Raw genomic sequence first — 15,348 nt, 5'->3', positions numbered from 1 at the left:
CGACGGCGCTGCGCCGAAAGGCCGCGCTCTTCTGCTTCACCTTCCGGCCTGGGATCAGGTTTCTATATACCCGAAAAATCTGTCGGCTTCATGCTCATCCCGGGCTCACTCCGGAAAAACCTTGCGGAAGGGCTTTACCGTGACCTCCGTGAAAACTCCGGCGGTGACATAAGGATCGGCGGCGGCCCAGGCACGAGCGGCCTCGAGGTCGGGAAACTCGGCCACGATCAGCGAGCCGGTAAATCCGGCGCTTCCCGGATCTTCGCTGTCGATAGCCGGGTGCGGGCCCGCCAGCAGCAATCTGCCCGCGTCCTGTAGCTGTCGCAACCGATCCAGGTGCGCCGGACGTGCCTTGAGCCGGTCGTTCAGGTTGTCCGCCTTGTCCTTGGCAATGATGGCGTAATACATGTTAGTGGATCTCCTCCGAGGCCGCGGAATCTGAAATATGCCGGGCCAAATAGAATGCCTGGGCAACCACGAAGACAAGCGTCAGCCCCATCATACCGAAGAGCTTGAAGTTAACCCAAGTCTCCTCCCGTGACTGGGCCACCATGCACAGCTCGAGCAGCTCCTTGGAAGATACCTCGCTGCAGGCGGCAAGATCGACTTCCAGCTGACCGGCAGCCGCGACGAGTGCCTGCTCGGCGGTGAAGAATTGCCCGGCCACATATAGATTCGCCAACCCGGCGATGATGAAAAAGATGGACCAGGCCAGATTCAGGCGGCGCCAAATGTGACGCGGCATCTTAACCGCCTGGCCCAGCATGCGCTCGATGAGCGGACGCTCACCAATGAAGTGGCTGCCGAGGAAGACGGCCGCGAACAACCAGTTGACGATAGACGGCTTCCACATGATGAAGGTACGGTCCTGCAAAAAGATGGTGAGCCCTCCGAAAACCATGAGCAGGCCGAGCGTGACCAGGTGCATGGTCTCGGTACGGCGGTGCTTGAGCCGGAACCAACCCACTTGGACCGCCGAGGCGACAATCGCCACTGCCGTAGCCGCGTAGATGTCGTAGACTTTGTAGGCAATAAAAAAGAGCAGGACCGGAAAGAAGTCGATCAGGAATTTCATGTGTGGGTGATGGTGAATTTATAAGTTGTCAAAGTAGAGAGGTTCATTTCGATCTCCTCTCCCCAACCCCTCTCCCGGAGAGGGTGTCGCAAAAGATGACGCCCTCCGTAGGATGCGGTGAGCCGCCAGGGACGGCGGCGAACCACATCAATGGATGGCGGCGTGTCCCATACCATGTTGGGCAGGGCACTATCCTGGAACTTTAATTTACCCTTCTTGATTTTATAATGCCTAATACCTCTTCAGAATTATTGCAGTTTCTGCAAATATAATCTCCTCTTTTAATAGACTTGTCGCTCTTTCTATATTTTTCAAAACTCGTCTGGTCTTGAGGGATTTTTTCTACTATCCAGGAGTTTTCCAGTGCTTGTTTTTCAAAAACTTCTTCTGCTTTAAGGCCAGCGAAGAAATGGGGGGAAAAGATTAACAGAAATAGCCTCTTGAATAGTTTGAACATGGGTCTTTCCTCATTCTGACCGGTTCCAACTAATGCAGCACACGCCGCCCACAACATTGTTGGTAGAAGCGTTGCATCAGATCCCGGACCTGGGATGGATAATTCAATGCGTCCATCTGCTCCATTCCCTCACGAAAGAAGGTGGGTGCCTCCTCAGGTAGGTACTCGATGACGGACTCGAAGGCCTCCTCCATCAGCGCCGGTTGATGGCTACGCGTCGCCACGATGGCCCGATTGAGCAGCAGGACCCGCCACGGGCGGGACGAGTCCGCGGAGGTCGTGTGCTGAGAGATTCGGGGGTCGACTGCATTGACGACCTCCGTGAGCAGGCCGTAAAGCTGCTCCAACTCGGATGGTCGCATCAGACGATTGGCCAGATGTGCCGCGCCGTTGACCACTGGCTCGAGGTAGCCAAGCTCTCCACCGCGGCGGGCTATCCAGCAGGCAAGCGGCAGTGCCAGCTCCTCAATAGCGCGGGCCTTTGGTGGCGCTAACAGAGTACCGGCGAGGGCTGCCAGGCGGGCCAACAGGTCGATGCCGTAGTTACCCAGGGAGTGGAGGTCCGCCGACGCCGGTGGAGTGAATCCATCCATCGCTACCTGATCCGGTGCGCCGTCCTCGAGTCGCCGTAGGTGATCGAAGAGATCGCTCAGGGCCTTCAACAGGACCCGTGGATCGGGATCTGCTTCGCCATTCCGGTCCTCGAGTACCTCGGTGAGCGCCTCCGAGTATATGCGGAGCGCTTCGGCGATATAGGCGATGTCGACCGGCGGTAACATAAGACTACTGATTTTAACAGCAGGCTTGGGCGCCGTCTGCCCATCTCGACAAGCGTTCCAAGCTGGTGTTCTAAGCTTGTCGTTTCTGATCTATAGGGTGCCTTGAAAACCCCATGACAGGGAATTTTCAAGTTGCCTATACTCGGCAGCAACAAAACTAGAATACCACCGGTTGAATAATTACGTTGCATTCCCTGCGTCCCAGCGGTTAATCAAAAGTCTCGCCGTGGTCGTGTTGAAATGGTCGGTGAAGGTTATACTTTCCCCCATGGAATTGATTCTGACCGTTGTCCGCTATCAAGATCGCCCTGCACAGTCGACGCCGACCGCGAGGATCGGCATCACCGGCGGGACCATCGGGCGCAACCCGGATAATGAGCTGGCGCTTGCAGACCCCGAGCGTTGGGTAGGGCGACAGCACGCCAGAATCAGCTTTCGCGAGGGTGCCTTCTTTCTGACGGATACCAGCAAGAACGGGACCTTCGTCAACAACGCCGCGGAACCGTTCCGTGAGGGTCAGGAGGTCGAGCTTCATGACGGTGACGTGCTGAGCATCGGTGCCTATGAAATCCGCGTCTCCCAGGAGGTTTCTCAACCGCAACCTGTCGCTTCGATCGACCCCCTTGCCGGCGGTAGGCCCGAATTCGAGTCCTATGCGCAGACCCCGTCCGGCGGCGCTGTGCCTGATATCATGGATCTGGTCGGAGAGACATCGGCAGCAAGCGATCCGTTCTCCCCCCCAGCGGCAAGCCAGGAAGCATCCGCAGGGCCTGACGACTGGCTGATGTCGGCGCCCTCGGAAGAGGGGCACCGGACGCTTAGGCCCGAGCGCGAGTCTTCCAGGGCCCCGGCTGCGGCGACGGAGCCGGATCATACCCCCGACTGGAACGCCTCCTACAGTCCGCCCGAAGCAGTTCCGGAGGACTATGACATCTGGGCGGATGCATCGCGCCCGCAACCCGGAGAACAGGACCTACCGACCGGCGGCCCCGAGTCTCCATCTGTCCCAGCCGTTTCGGACCCGGTCCTCCCCGTCGGCGGCCCCGAGTCTCCATCTGTCCCAGCCGTTTCGGACCCGGTCCTCCCCGTCGGTGGTCCCGAGTCTTCATCTGCACCAACCGCTCCAGAGCCGGTCCTCCATGTTGGTGACCCCGAGTCTCCGTCTACTCCAGCCACTCCGGACCCGCTTCCGTTTGAGGAGCAAAAAGAGTGGAACTTACCGACCGGTGGTCCTGAGCCTCCGATTGCCTCAGCCGTTTCGGACCCGGCTTCTTGCCTCGGTGGCCCCGAGTCTTCACCTGCACTAACCGCTCCGAAGCCGGCCCTCCATACCGGTAGCCCTGAGTTTCCGACTGCCTCGATCGCTCCGAACCCGGCCCCACGCGAGGGGCAACCGGTACCGACCCCTCCCTCGGGTGAAAGGACCCAAGAAACACGATCAGCGCCTACCATAGCCAGCGAGACGGATGCACTCCAGGCCTTCCTCACGGGATTGGACACCGGAGAACTACCGGCCGATCGGCAGGCCCAAGCCGAACTTATGCGGACCACGGGGTTGCTCTTGCGGGCGATGACCGAGGGGCTGATGCGGGTCCTGATGGGTCGGGCCAGCTTCAAGAACGAGCTACGTCTGGAGATGACCAGGATCCAGGCGACGGAAAACAATCCCTTCAAGTTCTCGGTCGACCCAAGAGACGCCCTCGCTCACTTGCTGTTTCGACCGAGCCGTGGTTTCTTGCCGCCCCTGGAAGCGACCCGTGAGGCCTTCGACGACATCCAGTGCCACGAGATGGCACTCGTCGCCGGTCTCCGCGCGGCGCTCCATGCGCTGTTGAAACGCCTGGACCCGGCGGAATTGGAAAAACGGTTTCGCGACCGTTCCTTCATCGACAACCTGATGCCGATGGCCCGCAAGGCAAAGTATTGGGACCTTTTCACTGAAACCTACCAGGCGATTGCGGCGGATGCGGCCGACGATTTCATGAACCTGTTCAGAGACGCCTTCACCCGTGCCTACGAAGATCAGGCAGCGCGCCTCAGACAGGCCAGGCCCCACGACAAAACATCGCCTTAGGGATCGACGCGAATGTTCCCGTGGGTACGAACCATCCAATTCGCGTGATTCGCAGTTTATGCTGCCTTTTCCAAGGACCAAGCCATGCCCCTCAGCCAACGGAACCGACCTGCGTCGGGACAGGGTTTGACGTGTTGCGTTCGACGCACCAAGGCTTGCTGATCGTCTGCCAAGTCAGTGCCGGCGTCTTAACGCAACCTACACCCATATTACCCCTGCGTTGCCGGTCCGCGCCGACCTCGCGTCGGGTGTAGGTTGGGTTAGGCGCACGGAGAAACGCCGCGGAGGGCACGGTGTCGAACGCGCCGTAACCCAACACGTCCGGTCCTCCAGGCCGCGCCAAATAATTCAGGAACTCGATTCGCACCTCTAGACGACCCCAAGCCGCACCCCCATGCGGCGCTGGAAATCTACGACCATCCGGGCGGCTACCGGCAACGCGATGCCGGCAGGAGCCGGTGCGGGTCCGCCTGGAGGAGCTGCACGCAGGCTACGAGACCCTACAGGGTACCGGCAGTGCCCGCGGGCTTGCCACCGGGGCGCTCTTTACACTGACCACGTATCCCCGTCAAGACCAGAGGGCACCTTGAAAAATACCGTTGCGGCTGGGGTTCGAGTTAAACTCTCAGCCATCCGACCTAGGAACCACAGGCGAGCAAACCTCTGGGCCAGTGTAGCTTCTTCGACCAAGAAAACCGGTTACAGGGCATCAGCCAGCTGGGCGACCCACTGGAGCGGCTGGTCGCGGCGATCCCGTGGGAGATCTTTCGTCCCCTGCTGGAGCCGGTCCACGAACGGGACGCAAATCCAATGCGGGTCGCAAACCGTTCGATGTCCTGTTGATGTTCAAGATCCTGATCCTGCGGACACTCTATAACTTGGCGGATGAACAGGTCGAGTATCAAATTCGGGATCGGCTTTCATTCGTGCGCTTTCTCGGTTTAGGCCTCGAGGATGCGGTTGCGGATGCCACCACAGTCTGGCGCTTTCGCTAACGCCTCAAGGAGCGGGGGTTGATCGACACTTTGTTCGATCGCTTCGGCGACTTTCTGACCACGGCGGGTTTCCAGGCCAGGCAAGGACAGCTCATCGATGCCACCATCGTCCCGGTGCCCATTCAACGCAACCACCGCGAAGAAAACCGGCGAATCAAGGAAGGCGAAGTTGCGGCCGATTGGAGCGGGGCCAAGCGGGCGCAGAAAGACGTGGCGGGACGCTGGACGGGAAAGCGGGGCAAACAGTCCTTCGGCGACAAAAACCACCTCGGTGTCGATGCCAAGCACAAGCTCATCCGTACCTTCGAGGCCACGCCGGCTAACGTGCCTGACAGCCGCGTCCTCGACGCCCTCCTCGACCCCGACAACGAAGATCCGGGCGTCTGGGCCGACAGTGCCTACCGCAGTGAGGAAACGGAACGGGTGCTGGAGGACGCCGGCTACGACAGCCACATCAACGAAAAAGGACACCGTGCCCACCCGCTCAGTGACGAGCAGCAAGCCAACCATCGCAAACGTTCCAAGATCCGCTCCCGTGTCGAACACATCTTCGGCGTTCAGGAAAACAGCATGAAAGGGAAATTCATCCGCACCATCGGATTGGCTCGTGCCGAAGTCAAGATCGGCCTCATGAACCTGACCTATAACCTCATGCGTTACCTCCAGCTCACCAAAGGCCGACTGAACAAGGCCGCCGCTTATGCCCGTAACGCCATCCCCGAATACTGGATCCTGAGCCTGCGCGACCGCCGTTTGGAGGTCTACCGCAGACCGAGCCATGGCGCCTACGCCGAACGTACTCTGCTCACCGCGGGCAAGACCATTTCCCTCCTGACGGCGCTGGCGCTGCGGGTCGAAATCGCGGCCCTGTTGCCTTGAGCATCGGGTCCTTTAGAGCTGGTCGGGTTTGATACCTCAAGCTCGAATGACCGCACCGGTGCGCCCGTCGCGGATGGTGGATGGACGGGCGCGGGTCCCGCAGTGGCCGGCCAGAACGAGATCCACCTGGTGACCGAGGGTCAACCGCACCTGGAGGGGAGTACGCGCCGGCGGACGGTCGCTGATATTCGCGCTGGTGGATACCAGGGCGCTGCTGGCAGTCGTGCACAGGGCTGCGGCGATGGGGTGGGCGGTGACCCGCACGGCGAGAGTCGCATGCCGCCCCCGGAGCCAGTCCGGCATGCCGGCACGGGTGGGCAGCAGCCAGGTGTTCGGGCCGGGCCAGGTCGCAAGGACGGCTTGCATGCGGGCCGCGTCCAGCGGCTCTACGAAGGGCTCGAGCTGGGCGAAATCGGCGCCGATGAGGATCAGCCCTTTGTGCTCGGGGCGCCGCTTGATGGCGAGCAGGCGTTGTACCGCAGCCCGGTCCCAGGGATCGCATCCGAGACCATAGACGGCCTCAGTGGGGTAGGCGAGGATGCCGCCGCCCCGGATGCAGTGGGCAGCCATCCGCAGCTTGTAGCGTCCGGGCAAGCTCTCAAGCTCGGTGGTCACGTCCGTATCCGTTAGAGCAAGGCCCCGTCGATACCGGCCTCGGCAAAGCTCGCCATCTCCCGGTGCAGGGCGCAGGCGAGACGCAGCAAGGGCAGCGCGGACGCGGCGCCGCTGCCCTCCCCGAGCCGCAACCCCAGATCCAGCAGCGGCTCGGCGCCGAGCGCCGCGAGCAGGATCGCATGGCCCGGCTCGCAGGAGCTGTGTCCGAACAGCATCCAGTCCCGCGCCCCGGATAGGATACGGGTCGCGGCCAAGGCCGCGCTGGTCGCGATGAAACCGTCAACGAGCACCGGAATCCCCAGCTGGGCCGCGCCCAGATAGGCCCCGGTCAGGGCCGCGATCTCAAAACCGGCGACTCGACGCAGGGCCTCGAGGGGGGTATCCGGCGCGATCCGATGCAGGTGCAGGGCGCGTTCGATCAAGGCCGCCTTGCGGGCGATACCGGCGGCGTCGAGGCCGGTGCCGGGACCGGTCAGCTCAGAGGCCGGGCGCCCCAGCAAGGCGCAGGCCAGCGCCGCGGCCGCGGTGCTATTTCCGATCCCCATCTCGCCGCCGATTACCAGCCGGCAATCCCGGTCGTTAACCGCACGCTCGACCGCCGCACGCCCGGCAGCCAGGCAGGCGTCGAGCTCGGCGCTCGACATGGCCGGCTCGCGCGAAAAGTCCTTTGTGGACGGGGCGACACCGACCAGCCGCACCGACGGCGGCACCGGATCACAGGCAATCTCCCCGACGGTGCCGAGCACGATCAGCTCCAGGTCAGCAGCAAGCGCCTCGGCCAGCACCGAGATCGCGGCACCTCCCGTTGCCATGTTGGTCACCATCTGGGCCGTCACGCTCTGGGGATAGGCCGAGACCCCGGCGTCGGCGACCCCATGATCGCCGGCGAAGACCAGGATCCGGACCGGATCGACCGTTGGGTAGACCTCGCCCTGCATCGCCGCCAATGCGATCGCGATCTCTTCGAGCCGCCCGAGCGATCCCGGTGGCTTGGTCAGCCCTACCTGCCGTCTGGCGGCGACGTGGCGTGCATCCTCGTCCAGGGGCCGCACGGGCTTGGACAGCCAACTCACGGCAACCGCCTCCCGGAAACGGACGACAATCGGACGCTGGTCGAGACCGGCTTGCCGCAGCGTGTGCTCCACGGGCCAGAGAACAAGTAGTAGGCCATAAGGGTTTTCCCTCGCTGATACGCCCCGGCAGTGCGGGAACAACAGCAGTGTATCTATCCTCGGCGGAGGGTTCCAGAAGGATCCGTAGGATGTAACGGCTTCCCAGGTACGCTCCATCAAATCCCTTTATACCCCATCCTTGGCTTTCCCTTGGAAACAGAACATACAAGGATGTGGTGAGCGCAGCGAACCACATCGGCCAGATTATCTTGTTCGTTCCCGGACTCCGGAGATTGTGAAAGCATTCACCTTATATCTGGCAGCAGTATAATCACCGTTCCAGTTCCCAATCGCTAAATCAAAGGAGAAATAGCATGCTCAAATCGCGCGCTTCCATAAGAACAGCCCTACTCGGGAGCATTTTGGTTGCATTGCTTGCGCAAGGTCTCGCCCAAGCCGCTGAGAAACAGACGGACAAACCCCTCTACGACAGGCTCGGCGGGGTGTATCCAATCGCTGCCGTGGTGGATGAATTCATCGATCTGTTGCTGGTAAACGATGTGCTCAATGCCAACCCGGCGATCAAGGCAGCCAAGGTCCGTGTGCCGGCGGCCGGCCTGAAGTATCACCTGACGGCTATGGTTTGCCGGGAGACGGGAGGTCCATGTGAGTATACGGGCCGCAGTATGAAAGAGTCCCATGGTCATCTCAAAATCAACGAAAAGGAGTGGCAGGCCACGATGGCGGACCTCCGCCGAGTGATGAACAACTATGAGGTGCCCGCAAAGGAGCAAGACGAGTTGATGGCCATCGTCGAGGGCATGAAGAAGGAGATCGCCGTTACCGAGTGAAACCGCTTTTCACACTTGGTAAAGCAGGAGAGGCCATGAGTTATTAGGACGAGGCCATCAAGCACTTGGAGCAGACCAATCCTCACAATATCCCGGAATTCAACAGAGTATAGAAGGCGGATGAGGCCAAGATTCGTGCCGCACGACATCTGTTGCGGCTGATGTCAATCGAAGCAGCCAGGGTCTGGAACCGCGTTGCAACACCGACAGCCACAAAAAAGCGAGGTCCGCGCATACAGGCAGCGCGGGGGGTAATCTGGGCGTAGGTTGCGTTAAGACGCCGGCACGGACACCGAAGGAGATCGACAAGCCGTTAGGCGTCGAACGCAACCCGTCAAACCCTGTCCCGACGCAGGAGGGATTTTTTCCCTCCAAACAACGCCAAATCATTCAGGATTGTTCCGTGGTTATGGGAATGATAGTGATGTCCACCCGGCGGTTGCGACGGCGACTCTCTTCGGTCTCGTTACTCGTGATAGGCTGGTCCTCGCCGTAACCGATGGCACTGAGGCGGCCGGGATACACACTCTCACTGAGCAGATAGCCTTCTACCGCCTGGGCACGCCGTTCCGATAGCCCCTGGTTGTGCGCGGCCGAGCCGGTACTGTCGGTATGGCCGGCGATGGTGAGCCGGGTCTTCCCGTACTTGTTTACGACGCCCGAGATCTTGTCCAGGGTGCTGTGGAAGCCGGGTTTGATCCGGTCCGAATCTATCTCGAACGTGGTCTCGCTGGTCATTCCGACCAATAACCGGTCGTCGGGAAGGGGCTTGACGCGGATGACGCCGGCGGCAATCTCCGGGGCCAGCAGCTTCTCGAAGTCACGGCGCTGCTGCTCCATGTAGTGGCCGATCAGGCCGCCGGCCAAGCCGCCTCCCACCGCCCCGATCACGGCACCCTTGGCCGATTTGTCCGCTACCGCGGCGCCGACGGCGGCGCCGGTAATGACGCCGATGGCGGCCCCTGCCTGGGTCTCCGTAAGTGGCCGCCGGTTGCCGTACTCGTCGGTGGCACAAGCGACCAGCAACAGGCTGCCGGCAAAGAGTGTGGCACCGGGCTTCATCCAAGATTTGTTCATCGATCGATCTCCTGCCAAGAAATCCTATGAAAGAATCGCCGTAGCACTTTGTACGGCTTGGGTGGAATAGTATCAAAGCAGGATTCTGCCCGCGCTCTTTTCGGTTCGCCAGTCGCCATATGAAGCGCACAGGAAGATGCTAAAGTTATCCAGACCCTTCAGATTGGGTAGTGGTTAAGGTCTAAATAGAAGCATAGCCACTAGCGGCGTGTTGGGCACGCCACGCGCCACTCCCTCTCCCTCCGGGAGAGGGCTGGGGAGAGGGGATCAAAAAAGAGATGGAGCATAATGAACCCTTCTACGCTACCACTTAAAAATTTACCACTACCCAGAATTGCTGATTCCAACACCGGTTGCCGATGAGCGACTCCCTGTTTCACCCCGCCGTCGGGGCTTGGTTTCGGACCAGCTTCAATACGCCGAGCCCGGTCCAGGCCGCGGCCTGGCCGGCCATCGCACGCGGTGGGCACACGCTGTTGGCGGCACCCACCGGCTCGGGCAAGACCCTGGCGGCCTTTCTCGCCGTCATCGACGGTCTGTTGCGCGAGGGCCTGGAGCGGGGTCTACCCGACCACACCCGGGTGCTCTATGTATCGCCCCTGAAGGCCTTGTCTACCGACATCCAGCTCAATCTGCAACGGCCACTACTAGGCATCGCAGACCAGTTGGCGGCGCGGGGCCTACCGCCGGTGGAGATCCGGGCCTGGGTACGCACCGGCGATACCCCCCAGTCCGAACGCGAGCGGATGCGTCGTCTTCCGCCACACATCTTGGTGACTACGCCCGAGTCCCTCTACATCCTGTTGACCTCGGCCTCGGGGCGCGACATGCTCAAAACGGTGCGGACGGTGATCCTGGACGAGATCCACGCCCTGGCCGGCAGCAAGCGCGGCGCTCACCTGGCCTTGTCCCTGGAGCGACTGGAGGCCCTTGCCCCGGAAGTCCTTACCGGGCAGCCGCTGCAGCGCATCGGGATCTCCGCGACCCAGGGCTCCGTCACGGACATGGCACATTTTCTCCTCGGCATCCGGGAGATGCCCTGCGCAATCATCGATCTGGGCCATAGCCGTCCCTTGGATCTCGGCCTGGAGGTCCCCGCCTCGCCCCTGGAGGCGGTGATGGCGGGGGAGGTGTGGGGCGAGCTCTACGACCGCCTGGCGGCCCTCGCCCTGGAGCACCGCACGACCCTGATCTTCGTCAATACCCGGCGGTTGGCCGAACGGGTGGCGCACCACCTCTCCGGGCGCCTCGGCGAGGGTGCGGTCATGGCCCATCACGGCAGCCTGGCGCGGGAGCACCGCTGCGAGGCCGAGGACCGACTCAAGGCCGGTGCGCTGCGGGCCTTGGTGGCGACCGCATCCCTGGAGCTCGGCATCGATATCGGCGACATCGATCTGGTGTGCCAGCTCGGCTCGCCGCGGTCCGTGGCCGCCCTGCTGCAACGGGTCGGCCGCTCTGGCCATGCCCTGGCGGCCACTCCCAAGGGCCGGCTGTTTCCCCTGTCCCGCGATGACCTGGCCGAGTGTACCGCCCTGCTCGCGGCGGCGCGGACGCGCCGGCTCGACCGCATCCGGCTCCCTCACCAACCCCTGGATGTGCTGGCCCAGCAGGTCGTCGCCGAGGTTGCCGCCCAGGACTGGGATGAGCAGGGATTGTTCGATCGCCTGCGTCGGGCCTGGCCCTACCGGGAACTCTCCCGCGCCACCTTCGATCAGGTCCTACAGATGCTCGCCGACGGCTTCTCGACCCGGGTCGGGCGCCGCGCCGCCTATCTCTATCGTGATCGGATCGGGGGCCGGCTACGTGGACGCAAGGGCGCGCGCCTGACCGCCATTACCAACGGCGGCGTTATCCCGGATCAGTTCGACTATGATGTCCTCTTGATGCCCGAGGGCGTGCGCATCGGCACCCTGAACGAGGACTTTGCCTTCGAGAGCCTGGCCGGCGACATCTTCCAGCTCGGCAATACCAGCTACCGCATCCTGCGGGTGCAGTCAGGCCAGGTGCTAGTGGAAGATGCCAGGGGTCAGCCGCCCAACATCCCCTTCTGGTTCGGCGAGGCGCCGGGACGCGACGACCTGCTCTCGGCGGGCGTCTCCGCGCTGCGCGCCGGGATTGCGGAGCGGCTGGAGGCGGGGGTTGACCAGGCCCGGGCCTGGCTCCTGGATACCTATGGCCTGGAGCCCGCGGCAGCCGACCAATTGTTGGTCTATTACGGGGCCGCCCAGGCGGCCCTGGGCCTGCTGCCCACCCAGGACCGGATCGTCCTCGAGCGCTTCTTCGACGAGGTCGGCGATATGCACCTGGTGGTGCACTCGACCTACGGCTCGCGCCTCAATCGTGCCTGGGGGCTGGCCCTGCGCAAGCGGTTCTGTCGCACCTTCAATTTCGAGCTCCAGGCCGCGGCGCTGGACGACTGTATCATCCTCTCCCTGGGCGCCGTGCACAGCTTTGCCCTGGAAGACATTCAACATTTCCTCAAGAGCGATACGGTGCACCGGCTGCTGACCCAGGCCCTGCTCGATGTCCCCTTGTTCGGCACCCACTGGCGCTGGAACGCTACTACCGCCCTGGCGGTACGACGCTACCGCGGCGGCAGCAAGGTGCCGCCCCAGTTCCAACGCTCCGCGGCCGAGGATTTGGTGGCGCTCATCTTTCCCGACCAGCTCGCGTGCCTCGAAAACATCCAGGGTGAGCGCGAGATCCCGGATCATCCCCTGGTCACTCAAACCCTGGGGGACTGCCTCACCGAGGTCATGGATACCGCAGGCCTGGAACGCCTGTTTGCGCGCATCGAGTCCGGCGCGGTCGAGGTGATCGCCCGCGACCTGGCCGCGCCCTCGCCCCTGGCCGAAGAGGTCATCGGCGCGCGTCCCTACGCCTTTCTCGACGACACTCCCGCCGAGGAGCGGCGCACCCTGGCTGTTCGTACCCGGGGTCTGATCGACCAGGACCAAGCCGCGCGGCTCGCCCGTCCGGACCCGGCCGCCGTGGCCAAGATACGCGAGCAGGCCTGGCCGAGTATTACTGACCCGGACGAACTCCACGACGCCTTGTTGCTGGCCGGATTCCTGACCTGGGACGAGCTGGGCGCCGGCACGGGTTTTTTTGCCCGGCTCGCCGCGGAGCAGCGCGCGGTGCGTCTGGAGATACCGAGGGGCACGGTCATCCTGTGTGCCACCGAACGGCTGCCCGAGCTGGCCGCCGTCTGTCCCCTGGATCCAACCATCGTCGCCGGCATCCCATCGAGCATCCCGTTTCCCGCGGAGCGGGTCACAAAAGCCCTTCTCCCACCGGGAGAGGGGTTGGGGAGAGGGGATCGAGACAGCGCCCTGCGCGAGCCCGTAGGATGTGGTGAGCGCCTGCCCCGCCCCAGGGACGGGGCGGGTAGGCCGCGAACCGCATCGTTGGATAGTGCCATGCCCAACTTGGTGGAACACACCGCCATCCATCGATGCGGTTCGCCGCCGTCCCTGGCGGCTCACCGCATCCTACAAAGAGCGTCATTTTTTGCGACATCCTCCCCCCAGGGAGAGGGAGCCTGTCCCGAGCAGGCGAGGGATCTAGGGAGAAGGGATCGAAAGGTGACCGATGCCTTTTGCGACACCCTCCCTGCGGACCGGGATCACGCCCTGCGTGAAGTCATCCGTAGCCGCCTGGAGTGCCTGGGACCGGTCCGGGCCGCGGATCTCGCCCGCCCGCTGGATCTGCCCGTGAGTGACCTGGAGCAGGCCCTGGCGGCGCTGGAGCAGGAAGGCTTTGCCGTGCGCGGCCGCTTCGACCCGGACCTGGCCGGCGAGCAATGGTGCGAGCGCCGACTGCTGGCGCGGATCAACCGCTATACGGTGGAGGGACTGCGCAAGGCGATCGCCCCCGTGAGCCCGGCGGCCTACATGCGCTTCCTGCTCCACTGGCAGGGCCTGGCCGGCAACCGGGTAGAGGGTATCGAGGGCACCGGCGCCGTGCTCGACCGGCTCGCCGGCTTCAGCATCCCCGCCGCCGCTTGGGAGGCCGAGGTCCTGCCTGCACGCATTGCCGCCTACACCCCGGATCTGCTCGATAGCCTGACGGTCAGCGGTCGCTATCTCTGGCTCAGACTGCATCCGGGCCAGGGGGGTAAGACCCCGATACGCACCACCCCCATCGCTATTCTGCGCCGCGAGACGGTTGCCCTATGGCAAGCGGACGGCCCGGCAGAGGCCAGCGGACTCTCGTCCCGCGCTGAGCTGCTGCTGGATCTGCTCCAGACCCGCGGCGCCCGCTTCTTCGCCGATCTGGTGAGCGACAGCGGCCGGTTGCGTACCGAGGTCACAACCGCCCTCGGTGAGCTGGTGGCCGCCGGCCGGGTCACCGCGGACGGCTTCGCCGGCCTGCGTGCCCTGATCGCGCCGGCGGCAAGCAGTGTCACCACACGCCGCCGGCGCGGTAATAGCTCCATCGACCCCATCGACCCCATCGACCGGGCCGGGCGCTGGGACGCCTTGCCCACACCGGGCGCCGGTGCCCAACCCGAGTCGCCGGCAGCGCAGAGTGTCCGGCTGGAGAAACTAGCGCACCAGCTGATCCAACGCTATGGCCTGGTGATGCGCCGGATCCTGGAACGCGAACGGGGCCTGCCGCCCTGGCGCGAGCTGCTGCGTGCCTATTGGCGCCTGGAGGCCAGGGGCGAGGTGCGCGGCGGACGCTTCGTCACCGGCTTCAGCGGCGAGCAATTCGCCCACCCGGAGGCCGTCGCCGCCCTGCGCCGCCACCGCGAGCCGGGCCCTGAATCCCCGGTGGTCGTCAGCGCCACGGATCCGGTCAACCTCACCGGTGTCCTTACCCCTGGGGAGCGGGTCGCCGCCATCCTCGGCAACCGGGTCCTGTATCGCCAGGGTATCCCGGTGGCCGCCAGGATCAACGGTGAGATACGGTTTTTTATCACCCCGCGCGCCGAGGAGGAACGCAAGTACGCGCAACTCCTGACCCAGGAGCGGAAGAGTAGGGATAGCGTCAAACACCGGAAAATGGTAGGGCGCGGGTGGTGATTGCAGCGGAAAAGATTTGTGGTACGTTATAGTTGCACTTTGTTACATTACAATGAAGTATTTAATCATATTCGAGAAGACGGAAACCGGTTATTCAGTGTATTCTCCAGACCTGCCCGGCTGCGTATCGATTGGAGAAACGCAATTCGAGCGAAGCGAGAAATCTTGTGAATTATGTGCCTGATTTTACGGTCCAGGATCTCTCCCTCCGGTCGAGATGACAGCCCGTAGGATGGGCAAAGCAAACGCCTATCAAGATAGTCCAGGACTTTGGTCATTCCACGGAGACCTCCAGACCACGGTTGCTTGCAGGATGCACCAAGCGAAGCGTGCCCATCGACTGACATGAGGCAATCGCCTAACATGCGGGTAATGGTTCAGACCCCACCTCGTCATTCCGACAGGGA

General features: G+C 62.9%; 11 protein-coding genes and 2 pseudogenes. 6 read left to right on the top strand and 7 right to left on the bottom strand.

The features are described 5' to 3' along the window. Window positions 1–105: 105 nt before the first annotated feature. From BQ17_RS08285 to BQ17_RS08270, 4 genes are all read right to left on the bottom strand, one after another. Entirely contained in the window at window positions 106–408 is a 303-nt protein-coding gene (locus BQ17_RS08285) for a YciI family protein (protein ID WP_089726049.1), read from the bottom strand. A 1-nt stretch (window position 409) separates the two neighbouring features. Further along, the gene (locus tag BQ17_RS08280) at window positions 410–1,075 is read right to left on the bottom strand and encodes a septation protein A (protein WP_089726047.1); all 666 of its coding nucleotides are present in this window, start codon (window positions 1,073–1,075) and stop codon (window positions 410–412) included. A 202-nt stretch (window positions 1,076–1,277) separates the two neighbouring features. Then, complete coding sequence (locus BQ17_RS08275) at window positions 1,278–1,532, bottom strand: hypothetical protein (protein WP_089726044.1); 255 nt, start codon at window positions 1,530–1,532, stop codon at window positions 1,278–1,280. A gap of 29 nt (window positions 1,533–1,561) precedes the next feature. Continuing rightward, window positions 1,562–2,311: a hypothetical protein gene (locus tag BQ17_RS08270; RefSeq protein WP_089726042.1), complete on the bottom strand. Its 750-nt coding sequence runs from the start codon at window positions 2,309–2,311 to the stop codon at window positions 1,562–1,564. Window positions 2,312–2,579: 268 nt separating this feature from the next. Between BQ17_RS08270 and tagH the strand changes: the two genes are divergently transcribed. The 4 genes and pseudogenes from tagH (at window position 2,580) to BQ17_RS23275 (ending at window position 6,259) form a co-directional block, all read left to right on the top strand. Then, window positions 2,580–4,385, top strand: a complete 1,806-nt coding sequence (gene tagH, locus BQ17_RS08265) for a type VI secretion system-associated FHA domain protein TagH (protein WP_141699168.1) — start codon at window positions 2,580–2,582, stop codon at window positions 4,383–4,385. Between the two features lie 458 nt (window positions 4,386–4,843). Then, a complete protein-coding gene (locus BQ17_RS21650) occupies window positions 4,844–4,975 on the top strand; it encodes a hypothetical protein (protein ID WP_165741680.1) in 132 nt (43 codons plus the stop codon). 73 nt (window positions 4,976–5,048) lie between these two features. After that, window positions 5,049–6,055 (top strand): annotated as a pseudogene (locus BQ17_RS08260) (IS5 family transposase); the annotation flags it as partial. Continuing rightward, window positions 6,032–6,259: a Uma2 family endonuclease gene (locus BQ17_RS23275; RefSeq protein ID WP_424945083.1), complete on the top strand. Its 228-nt coding sequence runs from the start codon at window positions 6,032–6,034 to the stop codon at window positions 6,257–6,259. The pseudogene BQ17_RS08260 and the gene BQ17_RS23275, both read left to right, overlap by 24 nt. A 36-nt stretch (window positions 6,260–6,295) precedes the next feature. On the opposite strand, the pseudogene tsaC reads toward BQ17_RS23275, so the two are convergent. After that, window positions 6,296–6,861: pseudogene (gene tsaC, locus BQ17_RS08255) on the bottom strand (L-threonylcarbamoyladenylate synthase type 1 TsaC). Between the two features lie 24 nt (window positions 6,862–6,885). Beyond that, window positions 6,886–7,947, bottom strand: coding sequence for a nicotinate-nucleotide--dimethylbenzimidazole phosphoribosyltransferase (cobT, locus tag BQ17_RS08250; RefSeq protein WP_176722353.1), 1,062 nt, complete (start codon window positions 7,945–7,947; stop codon window positions 6,886–6,888). Between the two features lie 413 nt (window positions 7,948–8,360). Here cobT and BQ17_RS08245 point away from each other — a divergent pair, with 413 nt between their 5' ends. Next, window positions 8,361–8,837: a group I truncated hemoglobin gene (locus BQ17_RS08245; RefSeq protein WP_089726036.1), complete on the top strand. Its 477-nt coding sequence runs from the start codon at window positions 8,361–8,363 to the stop codon at window positions 8,835–8,837. 390 nt (window positions 8,838–9,227) lie between these two features. On the opposite strand, the gene BQ17_RS08240 is transcribed toward BQ17_RS08245, so the two are convergent. Further along, window positions 9,228–9,914 carry a YiaD family glycine zipper/OmpA-like lipoprotein gene (locus BQ17_RS08240; protein WP_089726034.1) on the bottom strand — a complete coding sequence of 229 codons (687 nt, stop codon included), beginning with the start codon at window positions 9,912–9,914 and terminating at the stop codon, window positions 9,228–9,230. Between the two features lie 359 nt (window positions 9,915–10,273). Between BQ17_RS08240 and BQ17_RS21645 the strand changes: the two genes are divergently transcribed. Next, window positions 10,274–14,941: a DEAD/DEAH box helicase gene (locus BQ17_RS21645; protein ID WP_176722351.1), complete on the top strand. Its 4,668-nt coding sequence runs from the start codon at window positions 10,274–10,276 to the stop codon at window positions 14,939–14,941. The last annotated feature ends 407 nt before the right edge of the window (window positions 14,942–15,348 follow it).

The organism is Candidatus Thiosymbion oneisti (assembly GCF_900092655.1).
Classification (GTDB): domain Bacteria; phylum Pseudomonadota; class Gammaproteobacteria; order Chromatiales; family Chromatiaceae; genus Thiosymbion; species Thiosymbion oneisti.
Note: the sequence above shows the minus strand (reverse complement) of the source record. Positions and strands in the feature narration are given on the sequence as shown.

Bases quoted from the DNA above. Each gene is read 5' to 3' on its own strand.
- BQ17_RS08275 (WP_089726044.1), bottom strand. From the start codon at position 1,532: ATGTTCAAACTATTCAAGAGGCTATTTCTGTTAATCTTTTCCCCCCAT.
- BQ17_RS08245 (WP_089726036.1), top strand. From the start codon at position 8,361: ATGCTCAAATCGCGCGCTTCCATAAGAACAGCCCTACTCGGGAGCATT.
- BQ17_RS08280 (WP_089726047.1), bottom strand. From the start codon at position 1,075: ATGAAATTCCTGATCGACTTCTTTCCGGTCCTGCTCTTTTTTATTGCC.
- tagH (WP_141699168.1), top strand. From the start codon at position 2,580: ATGGAATTGATTCTGACCGTTGTCCGCTATCAAGATCGCCCTGCACAG.
- BQ17_RS08240 (WP_089726034.1), bottom strand. From the start codon at position 9,914: ATGAACAAATCTTGGATGAAGCCCGGTGCCACACTCTTTGCCGGCAGC.
- BQ17_RS21645 (WP_176722351.1), top strand. From the start codon at position 10,274: ATGAGCGACTCCCTGTTTCACCCCGCCGTCGGGGCTTGGTTTCGGACC.
- BQ17_RS08285 (WP_089726049.1), bottom strand. From the start codon at position 408: ATGTATTACGCCATCATTGCCAAGGACAAGGCGGACAACCTGAACGAC.
- BQ17_RS23275 (WP_424945083.1), top strand. From the start codon at position 6,032: ATGCGTTACCTCCAGCTCACCAAAGGCCGACTGAACAAGGCCGCCGCT.
- BQ17_RS08270 (WP_089726042.1), bottom strand. From the start codon at position 2,311: ATGTTACCGCCGGTCGACATCGCCTATATCGCCGAAGCGCTCCGCATA.